The sequence below is a fragment of the Paraburkholderia sp. MM5496-R1 genome, from assembly GCF_050436205.1.
In the GTDB taxonomy this organism is placed as follows: Bacteria; Pseudomonadota; Gammaproteobacteria; order Burkholderiales; family Burkholderiaceae; genus Paraburkholderia; species Paraburkholderia tuberum.
The window spans coordinates 435,949-455,196 of record NZ_JBNDLT010000003.1 but is presented as its reverse complement, the minus strand read 5'-3'; the positions used below and the strand labels follow the sequence as shown (position 1 = coordinate 455,196).

Genomic DNA, 19,248 nt, shown 5'->3' with positions numbered 1-19,248 from the left:
ACGTCAACGCGCTCTATCCCGACACATTCAATGGCATAACGCTTGCTTAATCGAAGGTCGAATACCGAATGCGCAGCGCATTCGCCTTCTATTTGACAACAAGACTGGGGCTGACATGCGATGCTATGACGAGATGCGCCATCACGCCGATGGCGTACGGCCGCATTACGCGCGCTTTGAGCGATGGTTGGACAGTCAGGGCGATGAAGCGATCGCACGCAAGCGCGCGGAAGCGGACCTGCTGTTCCGGCGCGTCGGCATCACGTTCGCAGTAAACGGCGACCTGTCAGGCACCGAGCGGCTGATTCCCTTCGATCTGATTCCGCGCATCATCCCGCGCGGCGAATGGCAGACGCTCGAAGCGGGTTTGCGACAGCGCGTGCAGGCTCTCAATCTGTTTATCCACGACGTCTATCACGATCGCAACATCGTGCACGCGGGCATCGTGCCGGCCGACCAGGTCTATACCAACGCGCAGTATCGTCCCGAGATGCAGGGCGTCGACGTGCCGCTCGGTGTTTACGCGCATATCGCGGGCGTCGACGTGGTGCGCGCCGGCGATGAAGGCGAATTCTACGTACTCGAAGACAATCTGCGTGTGCCGTCGGGCGTGTCGTACATGCTCGAAAACCGCAAGATGATGATGCGGCTCTTCCCCGAACTGTTCGTGCAGAACCGCATCGCGCCGGTCGCGCATTATCCCGACCTCCTGCTCGATACGCTGCGCTCGGTCGCGCCCGCGGGCGTCGACGATCCGGTCGTCGTCGTGCTGACGCCGGGCATGTACAACTCCGCGTATTTCGAGCATACGTTCCTCGCGCAGCAGATGGGCGTCGAGCTCGTCGAAGGCAAGGATCTGTTCGTCGACGACAACTACGTGTTCATGCGCACCACGCAAGGACCGAAGCGCGTCGACGTGATCTACCGGCGCGTCGACGACGATTTTCTCGATCCGCTTGCGTTTCGCCCCGACTCCGCGCTCGGCGTACCGGGTCTGCTCACCGCCTATCGCGCCGGCCGCGTCGCGCTCGCGAACGCGATGGGCACCGGCATCGCCGACGACAAATCGATCTACCCGTACGTGCCCGACATGATCGCGTTTTATCTTGGCGAAAAGCCGATTCTGAACAACGTACCGACCTATCAGTGCCGTAAGCCCGAGGATCTCGCCTATACGCTCGCGCATCTGCCGGAGCTGGTGGTCAAGGAAGTGCACGGCGCGGGCGGCTACGGGATGCTGGTCGGCCCCGCCTCGACGAAGGCCGAAGTCGAGGCCTTCCGCGAGCGGCTGATCGCGCGTCCGGCCGGTTATATCGCACAGCCCACGCTGGCGCTGTCCGCGTGTCCGACTTTCGTCGAATCGGGCATCGCGCCGCGCCATATCGACCTGCGGCCGTTCGTGCTGTCGGGCAAGACCACCACGATGGTGGCGGGCGGCCTCACGCGGGTCGCGTTGCAGGAGGGCTCGCTCGTCGTCAATTCATCGCAGGGAGGCGGGACCAAGGACACCTGGATGGTCGACTGACGCGGTTGCCGCCGCGCTTTTCGCCTCGCTCGCAACAGAGCAGAGCAGGGCGCGACACTCGCAACCTGATGCGCGCTGGCGCTCAACGGATAACCAGCGCGGACCTTCGTCGCTGACGAAGGCCTCGCGCGTTCAGATCACAGACATGGAACGTCGTCATGCTTAGCCGAACCGCCGATCACCTCTTCTGGATGGCCCGCTATATGGAGCGTGCGGAGAACACCGCCCGCATGCTCGACATCAACCTGAAGGCGCAACTGCTGCCGCAGACGGCCGAACAGGAGGCTCGCGCGCAGCGCTCGGTGCTGCGCATCTCCGAGCTCGAAAGCGCCTTCGCGCAGCGCTACGACGAACCGACGCGCGAGCACATGCTCGACTTCATGATCGCCGACGCAAGTAATTCGTCGAGCATTCATTCGTGCCTGCAGGCCGCGCGTGAAAACGCCCGCGCGGTGCGCGGCACGCTGACGACCGAGTGGTGGGAAACCATCAACGACACGTGGCTCGAATTCAACGAGCGGCTCGCGAGCGGGCAGGCCGCTAGCAATCCGGGCTCGTTGTTCGAGTGGGTCAAGTTCCGCTCGCATCTGTCGCGCGGCGTGACGATCGGCACCGCGCTGCAGGACGACGCGTTCTTCTTCACGCAGCTAGGCACGTATCTGGAGCGCGCCGACAACACCGCGCGGATTCTCGATGTGCGTTTCGCGAACGTCGAGCCGAATTCACGCGACGCGGCGCGCCAGCTCGAGGACTTCTATTACTGGACCTCGATCCTGAGTTCGGTGTCGGCGCTCGAGATCTACCGCAGGGTATATCGCGACGTCGTGACGCCCGCGCGCGTCGTCGAGCTGATGATCCTCAATCAGCAGATGCCGCGCTCGCTGCTCGCCTCGCTCGACGGCGTGTGCAGCAATCTCGCGATGCTGCGCACCTCGGGCTCGAACCAGTGCGAGCGCTTCGCCGGCAAGCTGCGCGCCGAGCTGTTGTATGCCGACATCCGGCAGATTTTCGAAAGCGGTCTGCACGCCTATCTGACGCAGTTCCTCGCTCGCGTGTTCGATCTGGGCAATCTGGTGGCGCGTACTTATCTGATGCTGCCAGTGGCCTGACGGAGTTTTCTCATGTACCTGACGATCCGCCACGACACCTCCTACCGCTACGAAGCGACGGTTCACTATTCGATCCAGCAGTTGCGCCTGACGCCCGCGAGCGGCGCCGGACAGACCGTGCGGCGTTGGAACATCGACGCGCCGGGCAAGCTCGACGCGACGCTCGACGCCTACGGCAACGTGCTGCACACGCTCGTCATGAACAAGCCGCACGACGAGATTCATCTGCGCGTGTCGGGCGAGGTGGACACGATGCCGCTCGTCGACGGCGTGCTGGGTGATCCGCCCGGCCCGATTCCGCTCGAGCATTTTACCTGCGCGACGCGTCTGACCGAAGCCGACGGCGCGATCCGCGAACTGGCGGAGTCGGTGGCGAATCTGGCGAGCCCGGCAAGCCTGCTCACGCTGTCCGAGCAGATCGTGCAGCGCGTGCAGTACCGGCCCGGCGTGACCGAGGTCACGAGCACGGCCGCCGAGGCGCTCGCGCTCGGCAACGGCGTGTGTCAGGACCATGCGCATCTGATGCTCGCGTGCTGCCGCGCGCGCGGCGTGCCGGCGCGCTACGTGAGCGGATATATCGAACCCGGCGACGTGCCGCATGGCGCGAGTCACGCGTGGGTCGACGTATGGCTCGAAGGCAAAGGGTGGATTTCGATCGACGTCACGCATGCCGCGTTTGCCAGCGAGATCTACTGCCGGCTCGCGGTCGCCCGTGACTATGAGGCCGCGGCACCGGTGCGCGGCCGACGCATCGGCGGACTCGAAGAGGAGCTTCACGTGGCGGTGGCGGTCAGCGCGCAGATGTCGCAGTAGCCGCATTGCAACGCCAACGCGCGCGTCCGCATTTAACATTCCTGCCACGTGTTCGGAATCAGCTGCCAAAAGGCTGCAAAAAAGGCTGCAAAAAAGGGCCGTAAACACGGATAAAAGGCGCCTGTGCGCCGCATTACAATAGCCCCGTTCCTTTGCCTTTCGCGGATCCCTTATGACTTACTGCGTAGCGATGGCCGTCAATGACGGCCTCGTATTTTTGTCCGACACGCGTACCAATGCGGGCGTCGATCACATCAGTACCGCGCGCAAGATGTCGGTGTTCGAGCAACCCGGCGAACGCATGCTGGTGCTGCTCGGCGCCGGCAATCTGTCGATCACGCAAGCGGTGCTGCACGAGCTGTCCGAGCCCGCCGATGCCAGCGAGCCCACGCTGTGGAGCGCGCCGACCATGGCGGACGCCGCGCGCGTGGTCGGCAGCGCGGTGCGTCGCGTGCATGAGCGCGAGGCCGAGGCGATGCAGAAGTTCGGTGTCGACTTCAATTGCAGCTTCATTCTCGGCGGCCAGATCGCGGGCAACCGGATGCGCCTTTTCATGATCTACGCGGCGGGCAATTTCATCGAGGCGTCGGCCGTGAATCCGTATTTCCAGATCGGCGAGGCGAAGTATGGCAAGCCGATCATCGACCGGGTGCTGACGCCGTCCACACCGCTCGACGAGGCCGCGAAGTCCGCGCTGATCTCGATGGACTCGACGCTGCGCTCGAACCTGTCAGTGGGCTTGCCGCTCGATCTGCTCGTGTACGAGAAGGATGCGCTGCGGGTCACGCGGTTCGTGTCGATCGATCGCGACAACGCGTACTTCGACATGCTTCACCGCACGTGGGGCGAGCGTCTGCGCCAGGTGTTCGCCGAGATTCCCGATCCGGACTGGCAGCGGTCGCTGGATGCGCCGTCGCCGCAGTCGGAGCGGGCGCTGGTGCTATATCGCGCGCCGGTCGGCGCCGATGGCGTCGAGCATGAGCAGGATGTGTCGCCCGCGCAGATTCTCGCGCAGGCCGACAAGGGCAAGGCGCAGCGGCGCTAGCTGCGTTGGGTTCGGAGCGCGCGTCAGGCTCGCTTGGGCCCGCACCAAAACCTCAGGACGAAAAAAAACCAGCCATCGGCATCGCCTCTGGCTGGTTTCTGGTCTCTGGCTACGCAGCCCGTCGGCTGCGTAGCAGGTCCGATTCGAAGTCCGATTAGAACTTGTGACGGATACCGAGGCTGACCATGACCTGGTTGTTGGTGCTCGACTGGTTGCCATACGAACCGATCGAAGCCGTGGACGAAACGAGTGCGCCCGTAGCCGGATCACGCTGTTGGCCGCTTGCATGCTGCCATGCGGCGACCGTGTACACGTCGGTGCGCTTCGACAGCGAGTAGTCGCCGCCCAGCGAAACCTGGTTGTACGTTGCCACCGCGTCGCCCGTACCGCGGGTGTACGCGTAGCCGATACCCAGCAGGGCTGCCGGCGTGATCTGGTAGCCGACGTACACGCGGCCGACGTTGAAGATCTGCGTCGACGTGAACGCCGATTGTGCGTCCGGCTTGTAGCGCGCGTTGCTGTACGACAGGTTAGCCGTCAACGGGCCCGTCACGTACTGAGCAGCTGCCGAAGCGATGCTGATCGACTTCGCCGTGGTGTAAGCCTGGTTGATGCCTGCGTTGTTCGGGAAGGCCGTGTCGAACGTAGCGCCGGGGACCGTCGTGCTGTTCCAGCCCGTGCGGACAGGAAGGTTGGTGCTTGCGTTGTCAGTCCTCAGGTAGCCACCCGCGACGCTGAACGGACCCGTTGCGTACGTTGCTGCGCCGGCCCACGTTTGACCCGAACCCGTCGCGCCTGCGACGCCGCCCAGAGCGTACATGCCTTCGACCTGGAAGCCCGAAAACACCGGCGACACATACTTCAGCGAATTGTTCACGCGGAAGCTGTTGTCGTTGTTGTCGACGTCACCCGGCGTAGCGAACGTGCTGCCGAAGTAGTTGTCGCCCGTCAGCGGCTGGATCATGTCGACCAGCGGGTCGTATTGACGACCAGCTGTGAAGGTGCCCCAAGAGTCGCCCGTCAAACCGACGTAAGCCTGACGACCGAACATCAGGCCGCCTTGACCGAGCTTGCCGTTGTTGATGTCAAAGCCGTTTTCCAACTGGAAAATTGCCTTCAGGCCGCCGCCGAGGTCTTCCGTGCCCTTCAGGCCGAAACGGTTACCTTGCAGGTTGCCGCCAAACATTTGTACGAGGCTACCGCCGTTGGGCGTAGCGTTATTCACGTACTGGACCGATTCATCCAGCACGCCATACAGGGTCACGCTGCTTTGCGCGTGAGCGATACCGGCGACGCCGAGGAGCGCCAGCGAGAGGGTAGACAGTGCGATTCGTTTCATCCATTTCTCCACGCAGATGATTGTTCGTTGTTGCGGAAAGCAGAATAGCTCAGCGGCTCGGCGGGGTAGAAACGGAAAAAAAAGAGTGTCGCCAAAAACTGACAATCGATGCAAACCCTTGTATTTAAAGCTCTCAACGATTGTTTCCATTTGCGCAACATTTATTGGTCTGATGTGCATTATTGTTGATTTGTTGATAGTGACTGGGTGAACGAACGCACGATGAGCATCGATTTGTATGCTAAATGTAACCTAGTCGTGTACGCGTCCACTCGTCTTTGTAGTGAAATCATAAAAGAGACGGCTGACGAAAGGACTAGACAGGCTGGACAGAAGGGGCGCGTTGTGTGTCCAGGCGCAATCGACTGGATTGACGGCACAACACGCGCATCGATAAGGGTATGGACGGTAGCGTGGTGTGAAGCGCCCGCTTCAGCGCCGGTCGGCGCCACGGCGCGCCATGGCCGCGGCCGTGAGCCCCGCGGCGGCCGCGAGCAGCACCGAAGTCCACGGGTTGCGTCGCACGTAGCGGTCGGCGGCCGTCGCCTGGCGGCGCGCTTCGACGAGGGCGGACGCCGCGAAACGGGTGGCTTGCGCTTCGGCGTCGAGCACCTTGCGCGTAACGTCCACCGCGGTCTCATGCGCGGAGCGCCTTTGCGCCGCCGCGTTGATTCCCGCGGGCAGCGGCGTAGCCGTTTGGCTGGCAACACCCACAGCAGCGGGAGCAGACGGCGCGGCATTTGCCGCGACGGTCGATGCCGCCAGTACCGACGCGAGCTTCGCGCGGCTGCCCGGCGGCGACTCGCCCTGCATGCCCCAGCCGCCACGCGGATCGTGCAGCCGGCCGCGCGCCGCCGAGAACTCCGCGCCGAGCAGCAGCACCAACGCCGAGAAGTACAGCCACATCAGCAGCACTGCGAGCGAGCCGGCCGCGCCGAACGCGCTGGCCATTCCCGCATGCGCGAGATACAGCGCGAACAGCTTCTTGCCAGCCGTGAACAACACGGCCGCGACGATGCCGCCCACCACCGCATCGCGCCACAGCACCCGAGCGTCGGGCAGAAACTTGAGCAGTCCGGCGAACGCGAAGATCAGCACGAACAGCCCGACGCCGAGCTGCAGCAGATTGCCGATTACGACATACGGCGAGTCGCCCCACAGCCAGTTGCCGATAAAGACGATCACCGTATCGAGCACCAGCGACACGATCAGCAGGAACGCGACGCCGAGCACGAGCCCGAACGAAATCAGTCGCACCCGCACCAGCGCGAGCCAACTGGAAGTGCGCGGCCCGCTGTACGGCCACACTATATTGAGCGCGCTGTTCAGCGACGAGAACGTCGCCGACGCGCCGATCGCCAGCAGCGAGAACGAGATGATCGTCGCGATGCCGCCTTTGGCGCCCGCGTGATGCGCGTTCTCGACGATCGTCTGCACGCCGGCCGCGGCCTGGTCGCCGATCAGGCCGTTGATGTGGCCGAACAGCTCGCCGCGCGCGGCCGCCGGGCCGAAGAACCAGCCGGCCACCGCGAGCACCATCACGAGCGTCGGCGCGAGCGAAAACGCCGCATAGAACGCGATGCTCGCCGCCAACGCAGGACAGCGGTTCTCCGCGAACTGCCGCAGTGCGCCCATCGCCCAATTGGCCTGATGACGCGCGGCCTGCTGGAGGTTCTCGCGAGAGAGCGTGTCGATGTCCATGATCGTGTCTGAATCGTGAGGGCGCCTTCAGGGTGTTTGCTTCATTGCCTTTCGCAAACCTCGTGCCCGTCACTATACAAGTTAAGCGGCGCGCTGCATGGCCTGCGTTCATGGCCTGTTTTGCGGCCCGTTTCGCGGCCGCCCGCGCGTACCGCTAGAATGCAGCGGGTTAATGTCACCTTTCCGCTCATCATGCATTCGCACGAACTCGTACAGCAACTGGACGTCATCGAGCGCGACCAGTGGAGCGCGCATCTGCCCGCGCACGTCATCGAACAATTGCCGGCGCGCGGGATCACGGTGTTCGCCGTCACCGACGACGCCTCCGACACCGCCGCATTCAGCGCTCGCTACGGCTTCGGTCTCGAAGACTGCGCGAACACGATCGTGATCCGCTACAGGAAAGAGGGTGGCGAGCACTATGCGGCGCTCGTGTCGCTCGGCTCGCGGCGGCTCGACATCAACGGCGCGGTGAAGGCCGCGCTCGGCGCACAGCGGCTGTCATTCGCGAAGCGCGAGGCGGCGGTCGAGCATAGCCAGATGGAGTTCGGCGCAATTACCGCGTTCGGTCTGCCGGCCGACTGGCGCATCCTCGTCGACGCCGCCGTGATGGAGCGTGCGCAGATCGTGATGGGCGCCGGCGTGCGCGCGGCCAAGCTGCTGATGTCGCCCGACGTGCTGCGGCAATGGCCGCGCTGCGAGGTGGCGGCGCTGACGTTGCCTGCGGACGGAAACCCGCAACCTTGAAGCCGCACTGAAGTTTTCTTCCGTCGCGCCGTTAATCCCGACAACGACATGAAACGTTTGCGGCGTCCGTTCGCGCGGACAGCCGCCGACCACGACAAGGGATACGGAAGATGGAACGGTTTCGCCTGAAAGTGCGGCTGTGGCTCGCGCTCGCGGTGATGTGCATGGGCATTCTGGCGATCGGCCTGTGGGGGGCGGTCAAGACACGAGACACGATGATCGCCGATCGCGAGGGCGAGCTGAAAAACGTGATCAGCATCGCGTACAGCGTGCTCGATCGCTACAACGCGATCGTCGCGGCCGGCACGATGCCGCTCGCCGATGCGCAGCGCGCCGCGATGGACGACCTGCGCGCAATGCGCTACGACGGTGCCGGCGGCTATCTCGTGCTCGAAGACAGCCAGGCGCACGTGCTGATGCATGCCACGCGCGCCGATCTCGTCGGCAAGGACATGACCAACGTCACCGATCCGGACGGCCGCCACGTGTTCAAGGAAGGTTCCGAGCAAACGCAGCGCGAAGGCGAGGCCTTCGTTCATCTGCAGTTCCCGAAGCCCGGCACCGACAAGCTTGCGCCGAAGATCAACTACATGCGGCTTTACAAGCCGTGGGACTGGACCATCGTCACCGGCGTCTTCACGGACGACATCGACGGCGTGTTCTACCGCACCCTCGTGCAATACGTGATCGCGGCGGTGGTGCTTTGCGCGCTCGTGTCACTGGTGATCGGCGTGATTCTGCGCAGCATTCTGCGTCAGCTTGGCGGCGAACCGGCGTACGCGCTGCAGATCGCGTCGCGTATCGCGGACGGCGACCTCGACGTGGTCGTCGACGCGAAGGCCGGCGACAGCACGAGCCTGCTCGCCGCGATGAAACGGATGCAGCAGCGTCTCGCGCAGGCGATCGAGCAGATTCGCGCCGGCGCGACGCTGATTTCGTCGGTATCGAACGAGATCGCCGCGGGCAATTCGGACCTGTCGCGCCGCACCGAGCAGCAGGCGGCCGCGCTCGGCGAGACCGCGTCGAGCATGGAGCAGATCACCGCGACCGTGCGTCAGAACGCCGACAACGCGAAGCAGGCGAGCCAGCTCTCGCACAACGCGTCGGAGACCGCGGCGCGCGGCGGCGCGGTGGTCGGTCGGGTGATCGACACGATGCGCGGGATTTCACAGTCGTCGCACCGGATCGGCGACATCATCGGCGTGATCGAAGGGATTGCGTTCCAAACCAATATTCTCGCGTTGAACGCGGCCGTCGAGGCGGCGCGCGCGGGCGAGGAGGGCCGCGGTTTCGCGGTGGTCGCGGGCGAAGTGCGCACGCTCGCGCAACGCAGCGCGGCGGCCGCGAAGGAGATCAAGGCGCTGATCGAGGAATCGGCCGCGCAGATCGCGGGCGGTTCGGAGCACGTCGGACGCGCGGGTGACACGATGCAGGAAGTCGTGCAGGCGGTACGTCGTGTCAACGACATCATGGGCGAGATCAGCGCGGCGTCGGCCGAGCAGACCTCGGGCATCGAGCAGGTCAACATCGCGGTCGCGAGCATGGATCAGACGACGCAGCAGAATGCGGCGCTAGTCGAGGAGGCGAGCGCGGCGGCCGATGTGCTGAAGGCGCAGACCGGGCAGTTGTCGGCGGCGATCGCGGTGTTCCGGTTGCCCGAGCAGCGCTAAGGCACCAGGCCGCGTTGTCGACGCGCGCGAGAATTCACCGCACGCGGGCTCGCAACGCGGTGCGTGTCTCACGCCAACCCGATCCCCGCGCGGCTCAACAATTCGCGGTTGCGCTCCGACAGATTCTTCATGCGCAATTGCTTGCCTGCCTTGCGATAGCGCTCGGCCAGACCCTGCAACGCGGCGAGCGCCGAATGATCGGCGAGCAGCAGGTGACTGCAATCGACGGTCACGCTCGCCGGGTCGCGCGCCGGATCGAACAGCTCGTGAAAGCGCGTCGTCGACGCGAAAAACAGCGTGCCGCGCGGCACATAGGTCTTATGGCCCGCTCGATCCTCGGCATGCGTGTGAATTTCGCGCGCGTGCTGCCACGCGAAGTTGAGCGCGGCGATCACGATGCCGCACATCACCGCGATCGCGAGATCGGCAAACACGGTGATGACCGTGACCGCGACGATCACGAGCGCGTCGTTGCGCGGCACCTTGCCGAGCACGCGCAGCGATCCCCACGCGAAGGTTTGCTGCGCGACCACGAACATCACGCCCACCAGCGCCGCGAGCGGAATTCGCTCGATCAGCGGCGACAGGAACAGGATGTACAGCAGGATCATCACGCCGCTGACGATTCCCGACAGCCGCGAGCGTCCCCCCGAATTCAGGTTGATCATGGTCTGGCCGATCATCGCGCAACCGCCCATGCCGCCGAACAGCCCCGATGCGAGGTTCGCCGCGCCGAGCGCGACGCATTCGCGATTCGGCTGACCGCGCGTTTCGGTGATTTGGTCGGCCAGGTTGAACGTCAGCAGCGTTTCGAGCAGACCGACGATCGCGATCAGCACGGCGTACGGCAGGATGATGCGAAGCGTCGCGAGATCGAGCGGCACGTCGGGCAGATGCAGCGTCGGCAGATTGCCGGCGACATGCGCCATGTCGCCGAGCGTGCGCGTCGGCAGATGCAGCAGCTGCGTGAAAAGGCCGATGCCGAGAATGGCCACGAGCGCCGGTGGCACGGCTCGCGTAAGTCGCGGCAGCAGATAGACGATCGCCATCGTCAGCGCGACGAGCGCGCACATCGTCGCGAGCGCGCTGCCGTGCAGCCAGGCTTCGCCGTGCGGCGTGACCGTTTTGAAGTGAGCGAGCTGCGCGGTCGCGATGACGATCGCGAGTCCGTTGACGAAGCCGAGCATGACCGGATGCGGGACCATGCGGATCAGTTTGCCGAGCCGCAATATGCCGAACAGCATCATCAGGAGGCCGCTCAGGATCACGGTCGCAAGCAGATACTGCGCGCCGTGCTCGACGACGAGCGCGACGATCACGACGGCCATCGAGCCCGCCGCGCCCGAAATCATGCCGGGACGTCCGCCAAATAGCGCGGTGACGGTGCAGATAAAGAATGCGCCGTACAGACCCATCAACGGATTCAGATGGGCGACGAGCGCAAAGGCGATGCATTCGGGCACCAGCGCGAACGACGAGGTCAAGCCTGCGAGCACGTTGCTGCGAATGCCGGACAGCCGCGCGGGCCGACCGGAAGCGGGACTAGCGGTGTTCATGTTCTACGAGGTGGCGCGCGAGCGCAATGCTGAGGCTTGTATGGGCTGCGCTGAACTGGCGTGGCAACGCGCGGCTGCGCGAAGGATTGCGTCCGCTGGGCGCGGACGGTTGACGAAAGGCGTGAATTCTACCGTAGCGCGATGAACGGCGCTGGCGAAGCGGGCGGGAACGCTATGGCCCGAACGCGCCACAAATCCGCAAGAGGGAAAGCTCCGCTCAGATACTCAGATAATCAGCCGCGACACCTTCGTGCCTTCGAGCGACACGCCGGCCATCAAGCCGCCGTTGGTCAGCACGAAAGCCTGCACCGGGCTCGTCGCGGTCGACGAATCGACCGCGCCGTTCGCGCCGACTTTCAGCACGGCGACGGTCGCATTCGCGCCGACTGCCCAGCCCTGGCTGTGCATGAATTCGTCGAGCGCTTCCTGCGTCATGAACAGAAACACGAGCGCCTTCGACTGCGCGCCGATCTGCAACCCGAACGAGCCCGCGACCGTGCTGTAGTAGCCGACCGTGCGGCCGCCGATGCGCATCGCCCCTTCACCATACTGTCCGCCGACCCAGAAGCCGGCCGAGATCACCGATGGAAACACCAGCACGCCACGCGCTTTCGCAACGAGCTCACGCGCACCGTCGACGTTTTCGTAGAGACGCGCGAGCGTCGAGTCGACGCCGGCGTTGATCGTGTCGCGCTTGCCGGCGTTGGCAGACGGCGATGCGTTCGAGGACGGCGAAGTCGTCGTGCAACCGGTGAGGCTCAGGCCTGCGACGGCCAATGCAGCGCTGCCGGTCATGATGAATTGTCGTCTGCGCATGACGGTTTTCCTTTGCGTTTCTCACGCGTGTTGTACGTTTTGGAAGAGTGCGGCGAGTCGCCTGCTTTGCTTTGTTCTCATCTGCACGCTGGAGGTTCCGTGCGCGCGGTCATCGCAGCCAGGCGGCGGCGTGCCGCGACGTTCGCATCGCGGACCTCACCGCTCAAATAGCAGATAGCGTGCCCAATGGCCGCGCCGCCTTGCGCGAGAGCGGCGCGGCCATTGCAGTTCGGGTTTTTGCGCCGTTTTCCGTCACGCGTCGTCGCTACGCCGTTGGGCGAATGTTCTGGTTATGGCGGAACAGGTTGCGCGGATCGTAGCGGTTCTTCACGGCGACGAGCCGCTCATAGTTGGGCCCATAGGCATCCGCGATACGGCCGCCTTCCTCCTGCGTCATGAAGTTGACGTACACGCTGCCTAGCGCAAAGGGGCGCGACGCGTCGAAAAAGTCGCGCGCCCATTTGACACAGAGCTCGTCGTCGCGCGCATCGTCCCAGCGGCCGTGCACGTTCATCGCGTATTGCGTCTCGCGACTTGGGTAAGCGGTCGCATCGACCGCCACGCGCTGCGTTTGCGCGCCGATCAACCCGAAGAAAATTTCGCATTGCGCGGACGGCAGTGTGTCGATCGCGCGGATCAGCGCGTCGATCAGTCCATCGTCGATGGTGGCGAGGTTGTGCGACTTCCAGTAGTTGCGCGCGCCCGGCGTGAGCAGCGGATCGAAGGCCTGTTGCCAAACTTCATAAGGCATCGGACCGAGATGTTCGCCGAGCGGCTTGCCGAAGCCGCGCACGGCTTCCACCGCGGCTGGGCCTTTTTCGACCGGCCCGTTGTAGCACATCGCCAACACGAGCACGGGTTGGCCATGCACGTCGGGCGGCAGGAACGGCAGCGGTGGCGCGAGCCGCGCGACGGCCCAGACGGCCAGCTCGTCGGGCATCGCGGGCACGGCATCGCGGTATTTGATCAGCGCTTCCTTCGCATCGGCGAGCGGCAACACGACGAGGCCGCCATACACGAGCGGGCCGACCTCATGCAGCGCGAACTCGAATAGCGTAACGACGCCGAAATTGCCGCCGCCGCCGCGAATCGCCCAGAACAGATCGTCGTGCGAAGTGGCGCTCAGGCGGCGCAATTCACCGTCCGCGGTGACGATGTCGGCCGCGACGAGGTTGTCGACCGTCATGCCGTAGCGGCGGCTCAACCAGCCGAAGCCGCCGCCGAGCGTCAGACCCGCGACGCCGGTCGTCGAGTTGATACCGAGCGGCGTCGCGAGTCCGAATGCCTGCGCTTCGTGATCGAGATCGTGCAGCGTCGCGCCCGGTTCGACATAGGCGCGCCGCGCTTGCGGGTCGATGCGCACCGATTTCATCGTGGACAGATCGAGCACGAGGCCGTCGTCGCACACAGCGCTACCGCCGATGTTGTGGCCGCCGCCGCGAATCGCGAGCGGCAGGCCGTTGTCACGCGCGAAGGCGACGCCGCGGCGCACGTCGGCAACACCCGCGCAGCGCAGGATCATCGCGGGAGAACGGTCGATCATTGCGTTCCAGATGCTGCGCGCCGTGTCGAAGCCCGGCGTGTCGGGCAGCAGAAGCTGACCGCGAAGTCCGGATTTGAATTCGTCGACCGCGCTGCTGGAGATAGTAACCATGTTGTACCTCGTCGAAGAGGGGAAGGCGCTCGCAGAACACTGCTCCGCAGACCAACCAAAAATGCGGGCGGTGAATGAAAGCGGATTGAGAGGTTCGGCTGCGTGCAGTAAACGGGGCGACGCGTCGAAGTCAAACAAAGGTTTACCCGCGTTCGTGGGCGATTCCGCGCGGTGGCTCGCGGGGACAGGCTTTTGCGGGCAGGGCAACGACGATACGCGGCGGTACTGCCGAAGATGGTGGGAATGCTCCGGGAAAAGCGTGCGCGCTGATGTGTTGGTTATCCGACGCGCTGGTGGTTGTGCCACGACACTTTGCATATGGGCGTGGCTCGTGATCGCGTGCGACCGAGACACACGTTCGACGACTGTGCGAGGTAGCGCACATCGCGACAGCGATTTTCGCGACGCACGCGCATTGCCCGACGACGCGTAATGTTTCGCACGCGCGTTTCGGTGATTTTCATTGCGTTGTCTATTGGGTTGCTCTCATTGGGTTTTTCCTATTTCTATTTTTATGTGCGAATGGCCACATGAATAAAACCAATGATGTGTAAATGGTCAGTATTTGTCCGATAAAACCAAAGGCTAATTTTCGTTTTTCTGATCAGATTGCATTGAGCGCGAGATTTTTTAACTTCCTGTCTGAAGAATGTGGAGTAGCGGATTTGGCGGGCGGATCGTCGTTTAACGCCGCCTGACGGGCCGTATCGGCAATATCGCATTGCGTGGTCTAGCGCACGGTCGAGTGATTGCTCTGCGAATAACTTCAACGTCCATCAAGCCTCGCTGTGCGGCTCTCACGATCACGTGCGCGCACGGCCAGCCGATTCTCTCGAAGCACGCCAAATCGGACCGGGGATTTTCCGTGAGAGAAGTGTTTAGTGCGAACGAATTTTTAATTCGCATAAAGCGAAGCTGCGCAAGGGCTTTGACTTTTCGTTTTGTTGACGAGCGGAGATTCACTCGTTAATTGGACCGGTCTTTTTGGTGAAATAATTCGGAGAGTGAAATGAAGAAGCAAAGCGGGGACGCGTGGATATTGGGAACGCGACGGGCGGCTTTGGCGGTCGCGGTCAGTCTTTATGCGGCGATGGCGGGTGCGCAGACGAATTCGGGGAGCACCGCCGCGCCGGCAACGGATCCCGCAGTGATGGTGCTCGCCGAGGCTAGCGTGCACGGCGGATGTTCGTCGGGCGGCGGGCCGGGCTGCACGTCGCAGGGATTCGGGCAGCTCGGGGCGGGCGCCTTCGGCGTCGCGGCGGCGGGGCTCGGCCCGACATCGCCCACCGGCTCGCCGGCGGGCAACGGGACGTCCTCGACGGGCACGGGAAGCGGTGGCGGGAATAGCTCGGCTAATTCCGGCCCGGGCGGGGTGGGCCCGGGAAATACCGGCGGCAACAACGGCAACGGCGGTGCCGGCGATAACGGTAACGGCGGCGCGGGTAGCGGTGGTGGCGGGAATGGCTCGGGGAATGGCGGCACGGGCGGCGATGGCGGCGGTACCGGAGGCGGTGATAACGGCGGGGACGGTGGTGGGGATGGTGGTCATGGGCATGGTCATGGGCACGGCGGCGATGGTGACGGCGATGGCGGCCATGGACATGGCCACGGTGGTGATGGTGATGGTGACGGCGGTCATGGTCATGGTCATGGGCATGGTCATGGTCATGGTCATGGTCATGGTCATGGTCATGGTCATGGGCACGGCGGTGATGGTGACGGCGATGGCGGCCATGGACATGGGCACGGCGGTGATGGTGATGGCGATGGCGGTCACGGCCATGGGCACGGTGGCGATGGTGACGGCGATGGCGGCCATGGACATGGCCACGGCGGTGATGGTGACGGCGATGGCGGCCATGGACATGGCCACGGCGGTGATGGTGACGGCGATGGCGGCCATGGACATGGCCACGGTGGTGACGGCGATGGCGGTCACGGTCATGGCGACGGTGGTGATGGTGATGGCGGCCATGGCCAAGGCGGTGACGGTGACGGCGATGGCGGTCACGGTCATGGTCACGCTGGCGATGGTGACGGCGATGGCGGTCACGGTCATGGTCACGCTGGCGATGGTGACGGCGATGGCGGTCACGGTCATGGTCACGCTGGCGATGGTGACGGCGATGGAGGCCATGGCCATGGGCACGGCGGTGATGGTGCCGGCGATGGCGGTCATGGCCATGGCCAAGGTGGTGATGGTGATGGCGGTCGTGGCCACGGTGACGGCGGCCGCGGCGATGGCGGCCACGGCGCCAGCGGTCATGGCGACGGCGGTCATGGCGACGGCGGCCACGGTGACGGCGGTCATGGTGACGGCGGCCACGGCAGCAGCGGTGGCGAAGGCAAAGGCGGTTCCGGCCACGGCGGCCATGGTGGTGAAGGCGGCGGCCAGGGCAACGGCGGTTCCGGCAACGGTGGCCATGGCGGTGAAGGCGGTGGCGGCCAGGGCAACGGCGGCTCCGGCCACGGCGGCCATGGTGGTGAAGGCGGCGGCCAGGGTAACGGCGGTTCCGGCAACGGTGGCCATGGCGGTGAAGGCGGTGGCGGCCAGGGCAACGGCGGCTCCGGCCACGGCGGCCATGGTGGTGAAGGCGGCGGCCAGGGTAACGGTGGTTCCGGAAACGGTGGCCATGGCGGTGAAGGCGGTGGCGGCCAGGGCAACGGCGGCTCCGGCCACGGCGGCCATGGTGGTGAAGGCAGCGGCCAGGGCAACGGCGGTTCCGGCAACGGTGGCCATGGCGGTGAAGGCGGTGGCGGCCAGGGCAACGGCGGCTCCGGCCACGGCGGCCATGGCGGTGAAGGCGGCGGTGGCCAGGGCAACGGCGGCTCCGGCAACGGCGGCCATGGTGGCGGCGAAGGCAACGGCGGCTCCGGCAACGGAGGCCATGGTGGCCGTGGCGGCAACGGCGGCAACGGCGGCAACGGCGGCAACGGCGGCAACGGCGGCGGTCAAGGCAGCGGCGGCCACGGTGGCGGCTACGGCGGCGGTGGCTCCGGCAATGGTGGCCACGGCGGCGGCAACCACTAACCAGTGGCAGGAGTCCCGCGAACCTTGCGGGGCTCCCGAGGGTGGAGGCCGGCGCCGCCCGGCCTCCACACCGACCGCGCTCGCGCGCCGCGGGGAGTTTGTAGCGAAAAAGCCAGCAAAAAACCCAGCCAGCGAACCGGCAAACCAATCCGCAAACAAAAAACCAACCAGGCAACAAAGTGGACGGCCCCGCCGTCCACTCAACTCCTCAACTCGATCACTCTCTGCTGTACCACCAGAAAAACCCTCTCCCCCAGAACGCGCCCCGTCTCACGCGCGCCTCCGGTAAAACTACCGAACGCCGGCAGCACCCCCCGATCGATCCCAAAGCGAAAGCACGGTACACGCGCTGAATCGGTCCGCGTCGCGATCCGAAGGACCGGATGCACATGCCCCGCGAGCACATACGCGTGATCGACCGTATGCGGGCGATGGCACAGCGCCTAGGCCCCGATATGCCACGGCTCGCGCACGGACTCGACATCCAACGTAAGCGGCAACGCACCGGCATGCCGATCGTGATTGCCCTCGACGAGCACCACGCGCCTCGCCGCATGCCGCGCGCGCCACGCATGCAACGCATCGAGCGTGAGCGTCGACAGCGACTCGCGCGCATGCAGCAGATCGCCGAGAAACACCAGCGTCGTCGGCTCGAACTCGGTGATCAGACGTTCGATCCGCAGCAGATTCTCCGCGGTCGAACCAGTCGGCACTGGAATGCCGCGCGCGCGAAACACCGCATCCTTACCGAAATGCGCATCGGCGATAAAAAGCGCGCGCAGCGCCGGATCGAAACACGCGCGCAAGCTCGACAGCACGAGAGGTCGTCCGCCGACGTCGATCGCGAGCGAGGTCGGCTTCATCGTTGCGCCGCCCGTTCGGGCTCGGCCAGCACTCGCTCGACGCGATCGGCGAGCTTCTCGGTGCTGACTTTTTCGCGCAGGCGTCCGACGATCAACGGAAACGCGAACGGGGTCGGCTTCTTGGGCCGCGTGAGCACGACGCGGTTCGCGTTCATTCGTTCGAGCGCAATACGAATGCGCCGCACGTCGAGTTCCTGCAGCAGTACTTCGGTGTCGGCCTGGCCCAGCAGCAGATTGCCGCGATCGTGCTGACGAAAGATCTCGTAGAAAAGCCCGCTCGATGCCTGCCATTGCCGCGCGCTCTTCTGCTGTCCCGGATGCGCCTGAAACACGAGTCCCGACACTCGTGCAATCTCGCGAAAACGTCGCAAGGAGAGTTCGGACGAATTGAGGCTCGCAAGAATGTCGTGATCGAGTTCGTCAGGTGAAAGCAGGCCATCCTGTAATTGCGCGGCCCAATCGAAAGCCTGCGCGCACAGCAATTCGAAACCGTAGTCGTTGATCGAAATCGAAAACGTGCCGGGCTTGTCGCGCGCGACTCGCCACGCGAGCAGAGCGCCAAGTCCGATATGCGCAATGCGTCTCGCGAACGGATAGCAGAAGAAGTGGTGACCTCGCGCGATTTGAGCAGCTCGACGACGAGTACGTCCGGCTCGGGCAACGCCGACCACTTCTGCTGCAATTCGAGCAGCGGCCGCACCGCGCGCAATTCCGGTTCGTCGTAGATGCCGTCGGCGGCGCGCGCGAGCATCGTCAATGTGGCGTCGGCGAGCTCGGACGATAGCGGCATGCGGCTGCCGGCCCATTGCAGCGGCGCGCCGCCGCCTTCGACGAAACCCAGCGTCCAGTCGAACTCCTGCTGCGTCAGATCACGATATGCATAGGTATGCAGAAGTTCATCGTACAGCTCGAGCGCGTCGAAGCCACCGCCGATCGCAACGGTGACAGGGTGCTGCACCAGCACGTCGAACGGCATTGCGGCGTATCGCGGCTTTCGATCTGCTGCTTGTCGACGGCTTCACGCGCGGCCGCCGCTTCGATCAATTCGAGCGCATGCGTCGGCACGATCGTCACGCGAGACGGCAAACCGGGCGCATGTCCCGAGCGGCCCGCGCGCCGCATCAAGCGCGCGACGCCTTTTGGCGAGCCGATCTGGAACACCTGTTCCACCGGCAGAAAATCGACGCCGAGGTCGAGACTAGACGTACACACGACAACCTTTAGCAAGCCGTTCTTCAACCCACGTTCGACCCACTCGCGTACCTGCTGATCGAGCGAGCCGTGATGCAGCGCGATCACTCCGGCCCACTCGGGGCGCGCATCGACCCGCGCCTATTGCGCGCGGCTGCGCGGAATCCGGCGCGGCCTTGGCGCGCGAA

12 protein-coding genes and 2 pseudogenes are annotated in these 19,248 nt (G+C 64.6%); 6 read left to right on the top strand and 8 right to left on the bottom strand.

Annotation, left to right across the window (positions count from 1 at the left end):
- Positions 1-115: 115 nt before the first annotated feature.
- The 4 genes from OKW38_RS28300 to OKW38_RS28285 all read left to right on the top strand — a co-directional run bounded on the left by OKW38_RS28300 (position 116) and on the right by OKW38_RS28285 (position 4,492).
- A complete protein-coding gene (locus OKW38_RS28300; RefSeq protein ID WP_090807142.1) occupies positions 116-1,525 on the top strand; it encodes a circularly permuted type 2 ATP-grasp protein in 1,410 nt (469 codons plus the stop codon).
- A gap of 158 nt (positions 1,526-1,683) precedes the next feature.
- Complete coding sequence (locus OKW38_RS28295; protein ID WP_090807140.1) at positions 1,684-2,634, top strand: alpha-E domain-containing protein; 951 nt, start codon at positions 1,684-1,686, stop codon at positions 2,632-2,634.
- Positions 2,635-2,646: 12 nt separating this feature from the next.
- On the top strand, positions 2,647-3,447 hold the full coding sequence (locus tag OKW38_RS28290; RefSeq protein ID WP_429364213.1) for a transglutaminase family protein: 801 nt from the start codon (positions 2,647-2,649) through the stop codon (positions 3,445-3,447).
- Positions 3,448-3,619: 172 nt separating this feature from the next.
- Positions 3,620-4,492 (top strand): peptidase, encoded by an 873-nt coding sequence (locus OKW38_RS28285; RefSeq protein WP_429364211.1) that lies wholly within the window; start codon positions 3,620-3,622, stop codon positions 4,490-4,492.
- A gap of 154 nt (positions 4,493-4,646) precedes the next feature.
- Here the strand turns inward: OKW38_RS28285 and OKW38_RS28280 are convergent, their stop codons facing one another.
- Both OKW38_RS28280 and OKW38_RS28275 read right to left on the bottom strand, forming a co-directional pair.
- Positions 4,647-5,831 (bottom strand): porin, encoded by a 1,185-nt coding sequence (locus OKW38_RS28280; RefSeq protein ID WP_090807135.1) that lies wholly within the window; start codon positions 5,829-5,831, stop codon positions 4,647-4,649.
- A gap of 432 nt (positions 5,832-6,263) precedes the next feature.
- Positions 6,264-7,532, bottom strand: coding sequence for a YihY/virulence factor BrkB family protein (locus tag OKW38_RS28275; RefSeq protein WP_090807133.1), 1,269 nt, complete (start codon positions 7,530-7,532; stop codon positions 6,264-6,266).
- A 192-nt stretch (positions 7,533-7,724) separates the two neighbouring features.
- Here OKW38_RS28275 and OKW38_RS28270 point away from each other — a divergent pair, with 192 nt between their 5' ends.
- Together OKW38_RS28270 and OKW38_RS28265 are read left to right on the top strand one after the other, a co-directional pair.
- Positions 7,725-8,279 carry a YbaK/EbsC family protein gene (locus OKW38_RS28270; protein ID WP_167368715.1) on the top strand — a complete coding sequence of 185 codons (555 nt, stop codon included), beginning with the start codon at positions 7,725-7,727 and terminating at the stop codon, positions 8,277-8,279.
- Between the two features lie 110 nt (positions 8,280-8,389).
- Positions 8,390-9,949 carry a methyl-accepting chemotaxis protein gene (locus tag OKW38_RS28265; RefSeq protein ID WP_429364209.1) on the top strand — a complete coding sequence of 520 codons (1,560 nt, stop codon included), beginning with the start codon at positions 8,390-8,392 and terminating at the stop codon, positions 9,947-9,949.
- 68 nt (positions 9,950-10,017) lie between these two features.
- Here the strand turns inward: OKW38_RS28265 and OKW38_RS28260 are convergent, their stop codons facing one another.
- The 6 genes and pseudogenes from OKW38_RS28260 to OKW38_RS28235 all read right to left on the bottom strand — a co-directional run.
- Positions 10,018-11,505 (bottom strand): SulP family inorganic anion transporter, encoded by a 1,488-nt coding sequence (locus tag OKW38_RS28260; protein ID WP_429364207.1) that lies wholly within the window; start codon positions 11,503-11,505, stop codon positions 10,018-10,020.
- Positions 11,506-11,730: 225 nt separating this feature from the next.
- The gene (locus OKW38_RS28255) at positions 11,731-12,321 is read right to left on the bottom strand and encodes a BPSL1445 family SYLF domain-containing lipoprotein (RefSeq protein WP_184007138.1); all 591 of its coding nucleotides are present in this window, start codon (positions 12,319-12,321) and stop codon (positions 11,731-11,733) included.
- Between the two features lie 265 nt (positions 12,322-12,586).
- Entirely contained in the window at positions 12,587-13,975 is a 1,389-nt protein-coding gene (locus tag OKW38_RS28250; RefSeq protein ID WP_429364205.1) for an FAD-binding oxidoreductase, read from the bottom strand.
- Between the two features lie 895 nt (positions 13,976-14,870).
- A complete protein-coding gene (locus tag OKW38_RS28245; protein ID WP_429364204.1) occupies positions 14,871-16,988 on the bottom strand; it encodes a hypothetical protein in 2,118 nt (705 codons plus the stop codon).
- A 218-nt stretch (positions 16,989-17,206) separates the two neighbouring features.
- A pseudogene (gene pdeM, locus OKW38_RS28240) lies at positions 17,207-17,869 on the bottom strand (ligase-associated DNA damage response endonuclease PdeM).
- A pseudogene (locus tag OKW38_RS28235) lies at positions 17,866-19,201 on the bottom strand (helicase-related protein); the annotation flags it as partial. The pseudogenes pdeM and OKW38_RS28235, both read right to left, overlap by 4 nt.
- Positions 19,202-19,248 lie beyond the last annotated feature (47 nt).